Annotated in this window: 16 protein-coding genes; 2 read left to right on the top strand and 14 right to left on the bottom strand. The window is 60.0% G+C overall.

Going from position 1 to position 15,352, the window contains the following annotated elements:
* Positions 1-293: 293 nt before the first annotated feature.
* The 14 genes from V7Q10_RS11940 to V7Q10_RS11875 form a co-directional block, all read right to left on the bottom strand.
* Positions 294-1,595, bottom strand: coding sequence for an NAD(P)/FAD-dependent oxidoreductase (locus V7Q10_RS11940; protein WP_333869332.1), 1,302 nt, complete (start codon positions 1,593-1,595; stop codon positions 294-296).
* Between the two features lies 1 nt (position 1,596).
* On the bottom strand, positions 1,597-2,952 hold the full coding sequence (locus tag V7Q10_RS11935) for a glutamine synthetase family protein (RefSeq protein ID WP_333869331.1): 1,356 nt from the start codon (positions 2,950-2,952) through the stop codon (positions 1,597-1,599).
* 47 nt (positions 2,953-2,999) lie between these two features.
* On the bottom strand, positions 3,000-3,680 hold the full coding sequence (locus tag V7Q10_RS11930; RefSeq protein ID WP_333869330.1) for a type 1 glutamine amidotransferase: 681 nt from the start codon (positions 3,678-3,680) through the stop codon (positions 3,000-3,002).
* A gap of 79 nt (positions 3,681-3,759) precedes the next feature.
* Positions 3,760-5,097 carry a glutamine synthetase family protein gene (locus tag V7Q10_RS11925; protein ID WP_333869329.1) on the bottom strand — a complete coding sequence of 446 codons (1,338 nt, stop codon included), beginning with the start codon at positions 5,095-5,097 and terminating at the stop codon, positions 3,760-3,762.
* Positions 5,098-5,243: 146 nt separating this feature from the next.
* Positions 5,244-6,071, bottom strand: a complete 828-nt coding sequence (locus V7Q10_RS11920) for an ABC transporter permease (RefSeq protein WP_333869328.1) — start codon at positions 6,069-6,071, stop codon at positions 5,244-5,246.
* Positions 6,068-6,949, bottom strand: coding sequence for an ABC transporter permease (locus V7Q10_RS11915; RefSeq protein ID WP_333869327.1), 882 nt, complete (start codon positions 6,947-6,949; stop codon positions 6,068-6,070). The genes V7Q10_RS11920 and V7Q10_RS11915 overlap by 4 nt, the downstream gene beginning before the upstream one ends.
* A 67-nt stretch (positions 6,950-7,016) precedes the next feature.
* Entirely contained in the window at positions 7,017-7,739 is a 723-nt protein-coding gene (locus V7Q10_RS11910) for a transporter substrate-binding domain-containing protein (RefSeq protein WP_333869326.1), read from the bottom strand.
* Between the two features lie 30 nt (positions 7,740-7,769).
* Positions 7,770-8,546, bottom strand: coding sequence for an ABC transporter ATP-binding protein (locus V7Q10_RS11905; protein ID WP_333869325.1), 777 nt, complete (start codon positions 8,544-8,546; stop codon positions 7,770-7,772).
* A 100-nt stretch (positions 8,547-8,646) separates the two neighbouring features.
* Positions 8,647-9,417 (bottom strand): phosphate/phosphite/phosphonate ABC transporter substrate-binding protein, encoded by a 771-nt coding sequence (locus tag V7Q10_RS11900; protein WP_333869324.1) that lies wholly within the window; start codon positions 9,415-9,417, stop codon positions 8,647-8,649.
* Positions 9,414-9,851 (bottom strand): tellurite resistance TerB family protein, encoded by a 438-nt coding sequence (locus V7Q10_RS11895; RefSeq protein ID WP_333869323.1) that lies wholly within the window; start codon positions 9,849-9,851, stop codon positions 9,414-9,416. Before V7Q10_RS11895 ends, V7Q10_RS11900 begins: the two co-directional genes overlap by 4 nt.
* A 76-nt stretch (positions 9,852-9,927) precedes the next feature.
* Entirely contained in the window at positions 9,928-10,713 is a 786-nt protein-coding gene (locus tag V7Q10_RS11890; RefSeq protein ID WP_333869322.1) for a 23S rRNA (adenine(2030)-N(6))-methyltransferase RlmJ, read from the bottom strand.
* A gap of 188 nt (positions 10,714-10,901) precedes the next feature.
* Positions 10,902-12,545 carry a CTP synthase gene (locus tag V7Q10_RS11885; RefSeq protein WP_333869321.1) on the bottom strand — a complete coding sequence of 548 codons (1,644 nt, stop codon included), beginning with the start codon at positions 12,543-12,545 and terminating at the stop codon, positions 10,902-10,904.
* 149 nt (positions 12,546-12,694) lie between these two features.
* Entirely contained in the window at positions 12,695-13,111 is a 417-nt protein-coding gene (secG, locus tag V7Q10_RS11880) for a preprotein translocase subunit SecG (RefSeq protein ID WP_333869320.1), read from the bottom strand.
* Positions 13,112-13,224: 113 nt separating this feature from the next.
* Positions 13,225-13,614 carry a VOC family protein gene (locus V7Q10_RS11875; protein WP_333869319.1) on the bottom strand — a complete coding sequence of 130 codons (390 nt, stop codon included), beginning with the start codon at positions 13,612-13,614 and terminating at the stop codon, positions 13,225-13,227.
* A 148-nt stretch (positions 13,615-13,762) separates the two neighbouring features.
* On the opposite strand from V7Q10_RS11875, the gene V7Q10_RS11870 reads away from it, so the two are divergent.
* On the top strand, positions 13,763-15,055 hold the full coding sequence (locus V7Q10_RS11870) for an adenylosuccinate synthase (protein ID WP_333869318.1): 1,293 nt from the start codon (positions 13,763-13,765) through the stop codon (positions 15,053-15,055).
* Between the two features lie 4 nt (positions 15,056-15,059).
* Positions 15,060-15,290 (top strand): DUF2842 domain-containing protein, encoded by a 231-nt coding sequence (locus tag V7Q10_RS11865; RefSeq protein WP_333869317.1) that lies wholly within the window; start codon positions 15,060-15,062, stop codon positions 15,288-15,290.
* Positions 15,291-15,352: the final 62 nt, after the last annotated feature.

The raw sequence follows: 15,352 nt of genomic DNA, 5'->3' as shown, positions 1-15,352 counted from the left end.
AAACAGGTCGCCAGAGCTTAACAACCGATCAATCTCCGCCCGCGCGGCCTGCGGGATCGGTTCGGCATCATAGGTGTTCGGGGCAAGACTTTGACCATCTGGCGTCATGATTGTAGGTATCCTTAAACTCATCTTCAGGATATCTTAAAGACTGCGCGCATGACAGGCCAATGACAAAATTAACACTGCGTTGATTTCCGCCGATTTCATCTTGGTCGAAATATCCCCGCCGGAGGCTTCTGCGGCAAAGGCAGGGAGCCTCCGGCGGGGATATTTTAACCAAGATGAAAGGCTTAGAGCCCTAATTTGTCACGCAGCGAAAACCAGGTCATCGCCAGCACCAACAAGGGCCAGCGCAGACCACCTGCACCGGGGAAGCGCGGTTGTGGCAGGCTTGCCATCAGATCAAAGCCTGCGGATGGGGCGAGGGTGGCCTCGGCCAAGAGTTTACCGGCGAGCGTGGCGATGGCGACACCGTGGCCAGAATAGCCCGAGGCTGAGAGGATATTTGGCGCAAGCTGGGTAAAGCAGGGCATGCGGTTGAGAGTAATCGCGAGCGTGCCGCCCCAAGCATAGTCTATCGGGGTGTCGCGCAGCTGCGGATAGACCGCAAGCATCGGTTTTGACACCGCTTTCAAGATGTCAGGAAAGCGGTAGCCATAGCTTTCACCACCGCCAAACAGCAGGCGGTTGTCTTCGGACAGGCGCCAATAGTTCACTACGAATTTGGTGTCGGCCACGGCGATGGGTTGCGACAGGATCTGCGCCGCCTGCGCCCCCAAGGGTTTGGTGGCGATGATGAAGTTGTTGATCGGCATCACTTTTGCCGCGACCTCGCGGTTGAGCCCGCCAAGATAGCCATTGGCTGCGAGGATAACATGGTTGCAGCTGACTTGGCCCTGCGCGGTTGTCACCAAAGGGTGTGGGCCTTGGTCCAGTGCGAGGACTTCGGACAGCTCGAAGATCTGCGCGCCCGCATCTTTTGCGGCTTTGGCCAGGCCGATGGCAAAGTTCAGCGGGTGGATATGGCCTGCACCGTGGTCAAGATCGCCGCCTTGATAGGCCTGTGAGCCGATCAGGCTGCGGATGGCGCTGCGGTCCAGCGGTTCGATCTGGTCATAGCCATAGTCTTTCGCCAGTTTCGCCGCATAGGCGTGGGAGTGGCGCACCTCGGCCTCGCTCCAGCAGGCATGTGCGACGCCTGGGTGAAAGCTGACGGGCATCGCGTAGGTGGTGATCAGATCGCGCACCAGTGCTTTGGCGTCTTGCGCCAGATCCCAGAGCCTGTGGGCGGCGTCCACCCCCATGGTGTTTTCCAGCCAGTCTTGATCTTGGCGCTGGCCTGATCCGACTTGCCCGCCGTTGCGGCCAGAGGCGCCAAATCCGACCCGATGCGCTTCGAGCACCACCACCCGCAGCCCCTTTTGCGCCAGATGCAGGGCGGCTGACAGTCCGGTGTAGCCCGCGCCAATGATGCAGACATCAGCGCTGATCGCCTCTTGCAGCTGCGGGAAGGGCGCAAGATCGCTGCGGGTGGCGGCGTAATAGGACTTGGGGTATTGCCCCGCGTCGTCATTGGCGTGCAGAAGGTTCATCTTAGACGCTCAGCAGCAGATGCTCGCGCTCCCATGGGCTGATCACCTGCAAGAACTCTTTGTATTCATTGCGCTTGACCGAGGTGTAGACCTTAACAAAATCTGCCCCCAGCACCTCGCAAAGCGCTGCGTCTTCTTGCAGCAGATCCAGCGCGTCGGCCATATTGGTGGGGATATCGTCGCTGTCGATATAGGCGTTGGTCTTGAATTCGGGGCGGGGCTGCTTTTTCTCCATCAGGCCAAGGTAGCCGCAGGCCAGCGTGGCTGCGATGCCGAGATAGGGGTTGCAATCCATCCCCGGCAGGCGGTTTTCGATGCGCCGCGCCGAGGGGGACGAGATTGGCACCCGCAGCCCTGTGGTGCGGTTGTCGCGGCCCCATTCAAGGTTAATCGGGGCTGCGAAATCGGGCACATAGCGGCGGTAGCTGTTCACATAGGGCGCAAGCAGAGCGATGGCGCCGGTCAGGTGATTCTGCATGCCCGCGATGCAGTGCAAAAACGCCTCGGTCTCTTCGCCTTTTTTGTCCGAGAAGATGTTCTTGCCGGTTTTGCTGTCGATCACCGAGGTGTGGATATGCATGGCTGAACCCGGCTCTCCGGCGATGGGTTTTGCCATGAAGGTGGCAAAGCAATCGTGGCGCAGCGCGGCCTCGCGGATCAGGCGTTTGAAGAAGAACACATCATCGGCCAGCCGAATCGGGTCACCATGTGCAAGGTTCAGCTCGATCTGACCCGCGCCGCCTTCTTGCAAGATGCCGTCGATTTCAAGGCCTTGGGCTTCGGCGAAATCATAGATGTCGTCGATCACCTTGCCGTATTCATCCACCGCCGAGAGGCTATAGGCCTGCTTGCCCGCAGCCCTGCGGCCCGAGCGGCCCATTGGCGGGATCACCGGCTGGTTGGGGTCGATGTTGCGCGCGGTCAGGAAAAACTCCATCTCGGGGGCGACAACCGGCGTCCAGCCCTGATCGGCATAAAGCTGCATCAGGCGGCGCAGCAGGTTGCGCGGCGCAAAGGGCACCAGATTGCCTTGCTGATCCTTGGCGTCATGGATGACTTGCAAGGTCACATCCGCCGTCCAAGGTGCTGCTGTGGCGGTGGTAAAATCAGGCTCGAGGATCATGTCTGGTTCGGTAAAGGCGTCAAAGGGGCTGTCGGCCCATTCGCCCGTGATGGTCTGCAAAAAGATCGAGTTTGGCAGGAAGTAGTTGGTTTGATGCGCGAATTTCGCGGCAGGCATGGCTTTGCCGCGCGCCACGCCGGCGATATCGCCGATCACGCATTCCACTTCGTCCACACGACGGCCTGCGATGTAGTCTCGGGCTGCCTCGGGCAGTTGGTCGGTCCATTTCGACATGGGTCACACTATTTTTGCGGGTTACCCCCGGCCTGATGGCAAAGGGCTTAGCTGCGTTTGGCCTGAAAGAAGGCCGCGATGCGGGCGGCCATGGTGGCAGAATTCAAAGGGTCGGAAAGGCGTGCGGTGGCGCTGTCCAACAGCGGTTGCGGCACCACGCCGCGCCCGCGCGTCTGCGCCAGACCATCAACAAAGTCGGGTTCAAATTCGGGATGCGCCTGCACCGTAAAGGCGCGGTCGTCGTAAAGCAGGGCCGCATTTTCGCAAAAGGCATTGCGCCCCACCACCCGCGCGGCTTCGGGTTTTTGCGTCACCTGATCTTGGTGCCAAGCGTTCAGCGTGATCTTTTCGCCTTCAAAATCATAATCGGTCGCCCCTGCCGCCCAACCGCCGGCAAACTTTTCGACCCGCCCGCCCATGGCTTGGGCAATGATCTGATGGCCAAAGCAAATCCCCACCAGCGGCACATGGGCTGCGTAGGCGTCGCGAATAAAGGCTTCCAGCGGCGGGATCCAAGCGTGATCTTCATAGGCGCCATGCCGCGAGCCGGTGATCAGCCAGCCGTCGCAGGCCTGCACATCGGCGGGAAACTCTCCGTCCACGACGCGAAAGCTGCGAAACTCAAAGCCATAACCCGCCAGCAGCCGTTCGAACATATCGGGATAATCTCCCGATTTTTCGATCAAAACATCGGGAGCTTGGCCAGTTTGAAGGATGCCGATCAGCATAGGAATTCCGCTTTGCAAGGTCGTCTTAGCTAACGCAGTCTCCCCCCTTGGGGTCAAGGGGGGAAGATGCTTGTCGAGGTTACACGGTATCGAGATAAAGTTCGATCAACTCTTGCGCGTTCAACTCGGCGGTATAGTGCAGCTCTTGCCGTTTGGTCGACACAAGGTTCTTGATCAACTCGGGGTGCAGAAAGCGCGGCACGATGGTGCTTTGTTCCAGCGCGTCGATGGCTGCGGCCCAAGTCGTTGGAATCTCGGGCAGACCGTCGATGGCATAGGCATTGCCGACAATCGGCGATGGCGCCTCCATCTGATGTTCGATCCCGTCAAGCGCCGAGCCAAGGATCGCAGCCAGCATCAGATAGGGGTTCACATCGCCGCCTGCCACGCGGTGCTCGATCCGGCGCGCGGCGGGGTTGCCGGCGGGAATGCGAATGGCCGCGGTGCGGTTTTCATAGCCCCAAGCGATGGCGGTGGGGGCGTGTTTGCCCGGCACCAAACGCTCGTAGCTGTTTTGATGCGGTGCAAAGATCAGCGCGGAATCATGCATCGCGTTCAAGCAGCCCGCGACCGCATGTTTCAGCGCAGCCGTGCCCTTTGGCCCGCCGCTGTCAAAGATATTCTCGCCCTTCTCATCCAATATTGAGAAATGCGTGTGCAGACCCGACCCCGAATACTCGGGATAGGGTTTCGCCATAAAGCTGGCGGCAAAGCCGTGGCGGCGCGCCAGACCTTTCACCAACATCTTGAAGAACAAGGCATCATCGGCGGCGCGCAGGGCATCGTCGCAATGCATCAGGTTGACTTCAAACTGGCCCAAACCAGCCTCGGAGGTCGAGGTATCGGCGGGAATGTCCATCGCTTCGCAGGCGTCGTAAAGATCGGTGAAGAAGGTGTCAAAAGCGTCAAGCGCGCGGATCGACAGCGTCTCTGCGGCCTTGCGGCGCTTGCCAGAGCGCGGACTTGCCGGCACCTGCATGGTCTTGCCGGAATCGTCGATCAGGAAAAACTCCAGCTCGATCGCGCAAACTGGCGTCAGCCCGCGCGCCTTATAGCGGTCAACCACAGCCCGCAGCGCATGGCGCGGATCACCCTCGTAGGGCGTGCCGTTTTCGCGAAACATCCAGATCGGCAGCAGCGCTGTTGGCGCCTCGAGCCAAGGCATCGGCATAAAGCCACGCTCGGTTGGGCGCAGGATGCCGTCTTGGTCGCCCTGTTCAAAAACCAAGGGGCTGTCGTCGATATCTTCGCCCCAAATATCAAGGTTCAGCACCGAAAATGGAAAGCGGGTGCCGTTCTTAACCACATTATCTGCATAGCGGGCGGGCACGCGTTTGCCGCGGGCTTGCCCGTTCAAATCCGCCGCAGCGACACGAATTGTGCGCACGTCGGGATGCTTTCTCAGCCAATCTTTCATCATGTTTTCCAGGAGAGCACGCCACCTGCCACACATGCCGAAACCGGCCAGCGGAAGGTTTGGATCATGCCCTTGACCCTATCCTTTTGCATTGATCCCGGCGGCTGCCGTTGTAGCAGTCCCGCAATTTGATCAAAAATAGCTTACTATCGGAGCAACTGCGGACGCAAGCGAATTCTGCTTTGCTCGTTTTGCGGCAAATGTCGGTTCAAATGCCGGTTCACCCGACCAAACCCCCAGATCACGATCAGCGTCAGGATCACAAAGTAGAACGCGATGATCGGATAGGGGATAAAGGGGTTAAAGGTCTTATCGGCAAAGTAGTTGGCGTAATAAAGCGCATCGCCCATCTGCCCAAAGGCCGGAAAGCCCGAGAAAAACACCAGCGTCGTCGATTGCAGCATGAAAATCGCTTCGTTGGTATAGCTGGGCCAAGCCAGCCGCAGCATGGTGGGCCATTGCACGCGGGTGAATTTCTTCCATCCGGTCAGACCATAGGCCTCGGCGGCCTCTAGATCGCCCTTGGGAATCGATTGCAGCGCGCCGTAGAAAATCTCGGCCGAATAGGCGGCAGTGTTAAGAAACAACACGATCAGCGCCCCCGCCCAAGCCCGCGTCAGCCAAGAGGTTTCCACCGTCAGCCCCAGCAGATGAACGCCCGAGCGTGGCAGCAAGACCAGCAGCTCGTAGGCCAAAAAGAACTGGATAAACAAGGGCGAGCCGCGAAACACAAACACAAACCAATCGGCCGGTTTGCGCAGCAAGGGGCTGTGGGCAATGCGGGCAAGCGCCAGCATATTGGCCAGAAAAAAGCCAAAGAACAGCGCCAAGATTGCGAAATAGACGTTCCAGATCAGCCCTGATCCGATCAGGGTGAACTGTTGGCACAGGGTAAAATCGGTGCGCGGCAACAGCTTGGCCCCGATCCCGATCGAGCGCAGGCCATAGTCTGCGATGGTGTCGATGCAGCTCATGCCAAAGCCCTCCGCTGCGCTTCGCCTGCGGCGGTGGCTTGGCCCTTGGACAGCCGCGCCGAGATGCGGGTCAGCACGATTTCAGAGCCTTTGGTCATCAGCAGGTAAAACACCAAAAGCCCAAGGAAGTAATAAAGCCGCCAATCGGGATGCGCATAGGCATAGGCCGAGGTCTTGGTGCCGCCCAATTCGCGGGCGTAATAGACGATGTCTTTCACCGAAAGCAAAAACAGCAGCGGCGTGGCTTTGATCAGCACCATCCACAGATTGGTCAGGCCGGGCAGGGCATAGACCCACATCTGCGGCACCAGAATGCGGCGAAAAACTTGGCGTGGCGTCATGCCATAGGCCTCGGCGGTTTCCAGCTGCGCGCGCGGCACAGCTTGCATCGCCCCCGACAGCACATGGGTAACAAAGGCGCCAAAGACGATGGCGAATGTCACCACCGCAAGGAAAAAGCCATAGGCCTGATAGGCAAAGGGCGAGGCCGTCGCCAGCGGCACCTTGGCCGCATTGCAGACGTGAAACTCAAGCCCTTGGAACACCGGGGCGGAAAGATCTTCGCAGACAAAGCGGCTTTTGACATATTCAAAGCCCTGATCCAGCGCGATCACAAAAAACATGAAATAGACGATGTCGGGCACGCCACGCACCATCGCCGAATAGCCCTTGCCCAACCAGCGCAGGGGCGCAAGCCGCGCCCGGCTGGCCATAGCACCGCCAAAGCCCAAAAGCATCGCCGTGGGGGCGGTCACGGCCAAAAGTGCCAGCACGGTGACAAAAGACATATAGAAATCAAGGTGCTTGCCCGAACTTAGGTAGCAGCCAAGCCATGTCAGGCCTTCAATGGATTTCGGATCTGCGCAGATTTCGAACATGCCGCGGGCCTGTCTTGAAAAAGAATACCCCCCGCGCAGCTTGTGCGCGGGGGGCAGGGAAGGGCGATTAGTACTTCAGGCCTTCTGGGCCAAAGTAGGTTTCGATCATGGTGTTCAGCGTGCCATCTGCCTTCATCGAGGTGATCGCTGCATCCATTTTGCCTTTCAGCTCTTGATCCGACTGACGCAGACCCATGCCAACGCCGCCACCGATAGAAACTGGCTCGCCCACAAACATCAGCGCGCCGTTCGATTCGTTGACCAGCGGACGCAGATAGTCGCTGTCAGCAAAGACGCAAAGCGCCTCGCCGTTGCGCACAGCTGCAACAGTCTCGTCTGGGGTTGGGAATTCCAGCAAGCTCATGCCGGTTTCTGCCACATGGGCGGCTTGAATGGTCGAAACCTGCGCCGAGACCACACCGGTTTTGCAATCGGCATCTGCCGAGGCCGCCACGAAAGCCGAAGGCGTTGGTGGATAGTAGTCTTGGGTAAAGTCGATGACTTTTTTACGCTCGTCGGTGATCGACATGCCGGCGACGATGACGTCATAGTTGCCCGACTGAAGGTTCGGGATGATGCTGTCCCATTCGTTGGTCGACCAGGTGCATTCCAGCGCCGCGCGCTTGCAGATCTCGTCGCCAAACTCGCGCTCAAAGCCGCCGACTTCGCCCTTGTCGTCGATCAGGTTAAAGGGAGGGTAAGCGCCCTCGGTTGCAAGACGCACAACATTTGCCGAAGCAAAGCCCGCGCTCAGCGCCAGAAGGGTGGTTGCAAGAAGAAGTTTTTTCATTGTGTTTCCCTGTTGATGGTAGTGTTGCGGTTAAGCGCCTGCAGACAGAAAGCCGCGCAGGCGCTCTGTCTGCGGATTGGTAAAGAGCGAGGCGGGTGCGCCCTGCTCTTCGATCTTGCCTTGATGCAGAAAGATCACGTGATCTGACACATCAGCGGCGAGTTTCATGTCGTGGGTCACCAAAATCATGGTGCGCCCCTCATCGGCCAAGGCCTTGATAACCTTGATAACCTCTTGCTCCAACTCGGGGTCAAGCGCCGAGGTGGGTTCGTCAAACAGCAAAGCGCGTGGCTCCATGCAAAGCGCGCGTGCGATGGCTGCACGCTGCTGCTGCCCGCCCGAAAGCATCGCCGGCCAAGCATCAGCCTTATCGCCAATGCCAACCTTTTCCAGATACATCCGCGCGCTTTTCTCGACCTCTTTGGGGTCGCGTTTCAGCACGGTGACGGGGGCTTCCATCACATTTTGCAAGATCGTCAGATGTGACCACAGGTTAAACTGCTGAAACACCATCGACAGATTGGTGCGCATGCGGGTGACTTGCAAACGGTCGGCGGGGTGGCGGCCAAGGCCTTGGCCTTTCCAGCGCACCGGCTCGCCTTCAAACAAAATCTCGCCCTGTTGGCTGTCTTCCAGCAGGTTGCAGCAGCGCAGCAAGGTCGATTTGCCCGAGCCAGACGAGCCAATCAGCGAAACCACATGGCCACGCGGCGCAATCAGATCGACGCCTTTCAGCACCTCGAGGCTGCCATAGGCTTTGTGCAGATCATGGATCGCAATAACGGGCGTGTCGGGGCTTTGGGTCACAGATCGGCCTTGGTTAGAGTGGGTCGAACAAATAGGGCGCAGAAATCAACGCTTTGCAACGGCATTTATGACGACGCCCGCGCGGGCTTTGACGGTTTGATCATTTTATATGCGCAATTTGCGCAGGCGGCGGTGGGATTGGCACACAAAGATAGGCTGCTGGCGGCAGACGCACCAGCCCCCTTATCCGCAAGAGATCCCGATCAGCCGCCGTCAGCGCCGCAATTGCAGCCTCGGTTGCGCGGAAATACACATCCGCGTCGCGGCCTTTGGCAGTGATATAGGGCAGGGCAGGGGTCGCTGGCGCGGTCTGGCCCAGCACCCGCAGCCCTGCGGTCCAAGGCTCGAATGCGGTCAGAAAATCCCATGTCAGCGCGTCAATCGCGGCGAACTCCGCCCGCCCTTCGGCCACAGCCAGCGCCGAGGCGCGATGCTCGCCCGTCTCTAATCCGGCAGCAAAATGCAGCCCAAGCGCGCTTGCGTGGTTTTGCGGTGCCGCCCAGCCCGATTGCGACAGGGCGTCATTATAGGCAAGGCCCGCGCCGTCAAAATCAGCCAGCGCGCGCGGATCATCGCGGCGCACCACATAGACCGAGGCATAATGCCCCGCAGGACAGCCCGCGATGCCGTAATCGGGGGCGCCAATCAGCGTGACATGATCGTGCAGCCGCGCGCGATAGGGAAAGCCGCACGTCTGCGAAAACACCAGATCGGGCGATTGCCAAGCGGGCCAATAGGCCGCCTCGCCCCGCGTCAAGGCATCTGGCGCGGCCTCGCCCGCGCTGCGCAGCGCGTCACGGATCAAAGCCCAAAGCCGATCATTCGCGCCCGCTGTCTCGGCGCGATCATACATGCCAAGCGAGGCGATCATTGCCGCTCGACCCGCCGGCGCGCCAGACTGCTTTCCATATCCGTCACCCCCAGCAGATTGGCCAACAGCCGCAGCATCTGATCTTCTTCGGCGTCGCGGCTGCCATCGGCAAGTGCCACCGCCCACAGCGCCTCGATCACCGCGATGCGGTCTTCAAAGGGCACGGCTTCTTTCAACGCGCGGGTAAAGCGCACGGTGTCGGGGGCTTCGGCCTCGAAGGCTTCGGCGCGCGCGCGCAAGGCAACCGCCTCAAAGGGCGACAGGGCGTGCCGCGCCATCAGGATCTTGTCGATCCGCTCGACCTCTTCGGCGGCGTAAAGCCCGTCACTTTTGGCCACGCGCACCAAAAGTGCAGCCAAAGCAAGCTGCGCATCGGGGTCGGGCAGGCGTTTGGGGGCGGGGGCCAAAAGGCCGCGGAGGATATCTGCAAACATGAGGCCAGATTATGCCCGTGCTGTCCCGATGCCAAGGGGGGCATTCGGGATCGTGAACTGATCTGCACCTTGCCGATCAGACATGGGTCAAGCGCTTGAATATCGCCTGCAAGCGCGCGGCCTCTTCGGCCATGCCATAAGGCGGGTTGACCACGAACATGCCCGAGCCTTCCATCCGGTGGCCCTCGCGCACCGGCGGAAACCGCACTTCGCTGCGCAGCGCCTCGGGGAACTGGTTTTGCAGCGCCGTCAGCATCGGCCCATGACTGCCGCCGGTCAAAATCGGATACCAAAGCGCTATGATCCCGACGTTCCATTTGCGCGCGATGGTGGCGATATGCTTGGGGATGGCCTCGTAATCGGCCTTTACCTCGTAAGAGGGGTCGATCAGCATCATGCCCCGGCGCGGGCTGGGCGGGGTCAGCGCTATGGCTGTCTCAAAGCCGTCGCGCTGATAGATATGGGCGTCCCAAGGGTTCATCGCATGGCGCAGATGCTGCTGCTCTTGCGGGTGCAGCTCGGCCAGATGGATGGTATCTTGATCGCGCAACGACAGCGCCGCAATCAGCGGCGAGCCGGGATAGGCAAGCGGGCCATAGCTGGCGCGCACCTCGTTCAGCCGGTTCAGATAGGGGTGCAGCTTTGGAAACAAAGCCTCGGCCACCGCGATGCCCGCCTCGGCCTCGCCGGTCTTGATCGCCTCATCCGCGCCCAGATCATAAAGCCCGCGCCCCGCGTGGGTTTCGATATAAGACAGCGGTTTGTCTTTTTGGATCAGGTAATCCAGCGTCCAAGACAGCAGCGCGTGCTTTTGAACATCGGCCAGATTTCCGGCGTGAAACAGGTGTTGATATGACAGCATGGCCGCAGGGATAGCAGGCAGGGGCGGGGCGGTCTAGGGGGGGCGCGCAATGAATGCGGATGCGGGGAGGGTGGGTTGGAAACCCACCCTACGGGTGGCGCAGCTTGCGATTGATGGGATGGTGGGTGGGTTGGAAACCCACCCTACGGTGGCTAATCGCTAATATGATTTAAGGCTAACTCGCCCCCTTAAACCAACCGCTCCACTTCCTTAGCCGCGCGCACGAAATCGGCGAACAGGGGATGTGGGGCGAAGGGTTTGCTTTTCAGTTCGGGGTGGAATTGCACGCCGATGAACCAAGGGTGGTCCTTGATCTCGACGATCTCGGGCAGGCGGCCGTCGGGGGACATGCCGCTAAAGCTGAGACCGCATTTCTCCAGCTGGGCGATGTATTTTGCATCCACCTCGTAGCGGTGGCGGTGGCGTTCTTCGATCGCGGTGGTGCCGTAGATTTGCGCCACTTTCGAGCCCGCTTTCAGCGTCGCGTCATAGGCGCCCAGCCGCATGGTGCCGCCCTTGTCATCGCCGACTTTGCGCGCGACCACATGGTTGCCTTGGATCCATTCTTTCAGGTGATAGACGATCGGGGTAAAGCGCTTGGCGCCAGCCTCGTGGTCGAATTCCTCGGAGCCTGCATCGGCGATGCCGGCCAGATTGCGCGCAGCCTCGATCACCGCCATTTGCATGCCCAGACAGATGCCCAGATAGGGGATGCCCTTTTCGCGGGCATAGCGGGCGGCCTTGATCTTGCCCTCGGTGCCGCGCTCGCCAAAGCCGCCCGGAACCAGGATGGCGTGGAAGTTTTGCAGATAGGTGGCCGGGTCTTCGCGGTCAAAAATCTCGGCGTCGATCCATTCGGCTTTGACGCGGGTGCGGTTGGCCATGCCGCCATGGGTCAGCGCCTCGGCGATGGATTTATAGGCGTCTTCCAGCTGGGTGTATTTGCCGACGATGGCGACACGCACCACGCCTTCGGCATGGGTCAGCCGGTCCATCACATCTTCCCAACGCGCAAGGTTTGGCTTGGGCGCAGGGGTGATGCCGAAAGCGTCCAGCACGGCTTGATCGAGCCCGGCACGGTGATAGGCCAAGGGGGCCTCGTAGATGGTTTTCAGATCATAGGCCGGCACCACGGCCTCTTTGCGCACGTTGCAAAACAGCGCGATCTTTTCCAGCTCGCGCTGCGGGATCGGATGTTCCGAGCGGCAGACCAGCACATCAGGCGCAAGGCCGATGGATTGCAGCTCTTTCACCGAATGCTGGGTGGGCTTGGTCTTCAGCTCGCCACTGGCCGCCAGATAGGGCAGCAGCGTCAGGTGCATCAGAATGGATTGGCCGCGCGGGCGCTCGTGGATGAATTGGCGGATCGATTCGAAGAAGGGCAGGCCTTCGATATCGCCGACAGTGCCGCCGATTTCGCAGAGCATGAAATCAACTTCTTCGTCGCCGACGCGCAGAAAGTCTTTGATCTCATTGGTGACATGCGGAATAACTTGGATGGTTTTGCCCAAGTAATCACCGCGACGCTCTTTTTCCAAAACATTGGAATAGATCCGCCCCGAAGAGATGGAATCGGTCTTGCGGGCATGCACGCCGGTAAAGCGTTCGTAATGGCCCAGATCCAGATCGGTTTCCGCGCCATCATCGGTGACAAAAACCTCGCCATGTTCAAAGGGCGACATCGTGCCGGGATCGACGTTCAAATAGGGGTCCAATTTGCGCAGCCGCACCGTATAGCCGCGCGCCTGAAGCAGGGCGCCAAGGGCAGCCGAGGCAAGCCCCTTGCCCAGAGAAGACACCACGCCGCCGGTGATGAAAATGTAGCGTGCCATGGGGCCTCCCGTAATGGTTTTTCGGCATGCGATTCGCGTCTTAGGAATCACAGCATCACGGGGGTTGAGCAGTAGCCTAGTCAAAGCTGTCGCGCAACCCGAACGCTACATGCTGTCGGATCTTAAGTCGCTATAGCAAGCGATAGTGGTTAGTTCGACGCAGGTGCAGGCGTTGCAGGAGCCGCTGGCGGTGTTGCAGCTGCGGGCGGTGCCACGGGGGCATCGGTTGCAGGCAGATCAGCAGGCACAGCGCCCAGACCCAAGCTCGACGGTGCGCTTGGTGCCGCAGGGGGTGGTACTTCGCCGCCAAACTGGTCGATGACAGAAGCCGAAGTGGAATCGCGAGCCGCAAGGATCGTCATGCTGATCGAAGTAATAATAAAGCCAATCGCCAGCGCCCAAGTGATCTTGCCCAAGGCTGTCGCTGCTGCCCGACCCGAGATCGCGCCACCGCCGCCGCCGCCCGAGCCCATGCCCAAGCCGCCGCCTTCAGAGCGCTGCAAGAGCACCACGCCGATCAACAACAACGCAAGAATGAGGTGGATGGTAAGAAGAACATTTTCCATACGGGCGGGCTTTCCTGACTGACGCGCCTATCTAGGCGGATGCAGCCACGGGTGCAAGCCCTTCGGTCGGCTTGGCTTGGGTCCTTGTGCAAATAGCGCCCTAGGTTTGTCGATTATGGCACTGCCGCCTCGCAAACGGCGGAAAGTTTGTTGCCATCGGGGTCACGCAGATAGCAGGCGTAAAAGTTTGGCCCATAGGGGCGCAGACCGGGCGCACCGTCATCGATGCCGCCATGGGCGCAGCCTGCGGCGTGAAAATCGGCCACTGCCGCGCGGCTTGGCGCGCGAAAGGCGATCATGGCACCGTTGCCATGGCTGGCGGGGCTGCTTGCGTCAAAGGGCGTGGTGATCCAAAGCGCGATGCGGCTGTCGTCTGCGGCGCCGTAGCCAAGCTCTGCCGCGTCTTCATAGCGCAGCACAAAACCCAGTGGCGCAAGCGCTGCGTCGTAAAAGATTTTCGCCCTTGCGACGTCATTTGTGCCTTGGGTTAGGTAAAGAAACATCGGCTTTGCCTTTCACATTATCGGCGGCGGGGCGGTATTTCTGCGATCTTGCGACAGGCTGCGACACTATTCCAGCAAATAGCGGTTTCGCGCGGCGGCCACTCTCGCTATAGGTCGTTCGGTTTTCGACAAACGCGAAGGATATGCCATGGCTAACGTTGTCGTCGTCGGCGCCCAATGGGGTGACGAGGGTAAAGGAAAAATCGTCGACTGGCTGTCAGAGCGGGCCGATGTGATTGCACGTTTTCAAGGTGGCCATAACGCTGGGCATACCTTGGTGATCGACGGCAAGGTTTATAAGCTGTCGCTGCTGCCATCGGGCATTGTGCGCGGCGGCAAGCTGTCGGTGATTGGCAATGGCGTGGTGTTGGACCCTTGGCATCTGGTGATGGAAATCGCCAAGCTGCGCGAGCAAGGCGTTGATATTTCGCCAGAAAACCTGATGATCGCAGAAAACGCGCCGCTGATCCTGCCCGTGCATGGCGAGCTTGATCGTGCCCGCGAGGGCGAAACCTCGGTTGCCAAAATCGGCACCACCGGTCGTGGCATTGGCCCGGCCTATGAAGACAAGGTGGGTCGCCGTGCGATCCGTGTCGCCGACCTTGCCGACGAGGCAACCTTGGTCGCCCGTGTGGACCGCTTGCTCAGCCACCACGACGCGCTGCGGCGCGGCTTGGGCATTGCGCCGGTCGACCGGGAATCGCTGCTGGCGCAGCTGCGCGAGATCGCGCCGCAGGTGCTGCCCTATGCCAAACCCGTGTGGAAGGTGATGACCGAAGCCCGCCGTGCGGGAAAGCGCATCTTGTTTGAAGGCGCGCAGGGGGCTTTGCTGGACATCGACTTTGGCACCTATCCCTTTGTGACCTCGTCCAACGTCATTGCAGGCCAAGCGGCCACGGGCGTGGGTCTTGGGCCAACGGCTATTGATTTCGTGCTGGGCATTGTCAAAGCCTATACCACCCGTGTCGGCGAAGGGCCTTTCCCGGCCGAGCTGTTTGACGCCGATGGCGCGCGTCTGGGCGAGCGGGGCCACGAATTTGGCACTGTCACCGGTCGTAAGCGCCGCTGTGGTTGGTTTGACGCGGTTCTGGTGCGCCAGACCTGTGCAACCTCGGGTGTGTCGGGCATTGCGCTGACCAAATTGGATGTGCTTGACGGCTTTGATGTGCTGAAAATCTGCGTCGGCTACGATCTGGATGGGGTGCGGCTGGATTATCTGCCCACCGCGGCGGATGCCCAAGCGCGCTGCACACCGATCTATGAAGAGATGGAAGGCTGGTCTGAAAACACCGCAGGCGCGCGGTCTTGGGCCGAACTGCCGGGGGCTGCGATCAAATATGTGCGCCGGATTGAAGAGCTGATCCACTGCCCGGTGGCGCTGCTGTCGACCAGCCCCGAGCGTGACGACACCATCCTTGTCACCGACCCCTTCGAGGATTGAGCGCGTGGCCCTGTCGTATAAAGCCCGCAAACGCTGGGCCTTGGTGGTGCTGTTGGTGGGGATGCCTGCCTATGTTGTCTTGGCGGTAACGCTGATGGGGCATATTCAGCGCCTGCCGCTTTGGCTTGAAGTGCCGGCCTATCTGGTCTTGGGCTTTGCCTGGATCTTGCCGTTCAAACGGGTGTTTCTGGGGGTTGGCCAGCCCGACCCCGATCACTCTGCCGATCAAGACTAACGAAAACAGGCGGCCCCCAACATTTGGGGCCGCCTGATCTGAACCGCGAGTGGCAGCCTCGG

Source organism: Cypionkella sp., from assembly GCF_036782355.1.
Taxonomy (GTDB): Bacteria; Pseudomonadota; Alphaproteobacteria; order Rhodobacterales; family Rhodobacteraceae; genus Cypionkella.
This window is presented reverse-complemented; position numbering and strand designations above follow the sequence as displayed.

Bases quoted from the DNA above. Each gene is read 5' to 3' on its own strand.
- V7Q10_RS11885 (WP_333869321.1), bottom strand. From the start codon at position 12,545: ATGGCACGCTACATTTTCATCACCGGCGGCGTGGTGTCTTCTCTGGGC.
- V7Q10_RS11910 (WP_333869326.1), bottom strand. From the start codon at position 7,739: ATGAAAAAACTTCTTCTTGCAACCACCCTTCTGGCGCTGAGCGCGGGC.
- V7Q10_RS11870 (WP_333869318.1), top strand. From the start codon at position 13,763: ATGGCTAACGTTGTCGTCGTCGGCGCCCAATGGGGTGACGAGGGTAAA.
- V7Q10_RS11875 (WP_333869319.1), bottom strand. From the start codon at position 13,614: ATGTTTCTTTACCTAACCCAAGGCACAAATGACGTCGCAAGGGCGAAA.
- V7Q10_RS11915 (WP_333869327.1), bottom strand. From the start codon at position 6,949: ATGTTCGAAATCTGCGCAGATCCGAAATCCATTGAAGGCCTGACATGG.
- V7Q10_RS11925 (WP_333869329.1), bottom strand. From the start codon at position 5,097: ATGAAAGATTGGCTGAGAAAGCATCCCGACGTGCGCACAATTCGTGTC.
- V7Q10_RS11930 (WP_333869330.1), bottom strand. From the start codon at position 3,680: ATGCTGATCGGCATCCTTCAAACTGGCCAAGCTCCCGATGTTTTGATC.
- secG (WP_333869320.1), bottom strand. From the start codon at position 13,111: ATGGAAAATGTTCTTCTTACCATCCACCTCATTCTTGCGTTGTTGTTG.
- V7Q10_RS11940 (WP_333869332.1), bottom strand. From the start codon at position 1,595: ATGAACCTTCTGCACGCCAATGACGACGCGGGGCAATACCCCAAGTCC.
- V7Q10_RS11895 (WP_333869323.1), bottom strand. From the start codon at position 9,851: ATGTTTGCAGATATCCTCCGCGGCCTTTTGGCCCCCGCCCCCAAACGC.
- V7Q10_RS11890 (WP_333869322.1), bottom strand. From the start codon at position 10,713: ATGCTGTCATATCAACACCTGTTTCACGCCGGAAATCTGGCCGATGTT.
- V7Q10_RS11900 (WP_333869324.1), bottom strand. From the start codon at position 9,417: ATGATCGCCTCGCTTGGCATGTATGATCGCGCCGAGACAGCGGGCGCG.
- V7Q10_RS11935 (WP_333869331.1), bottom strand. From the start codon at position 2,952: ATGTCGAAATGGACCGACCAACTGCCCGAGGCAGCCCGAGACTACATC.
- V7Q10_RS11920 (WP_333869328.1), bottom strand. From the start codon at position 6,071: ATGAGCTGCATCGACACCATCGCAGACTATGGCCTGCGCTCGATCGGG.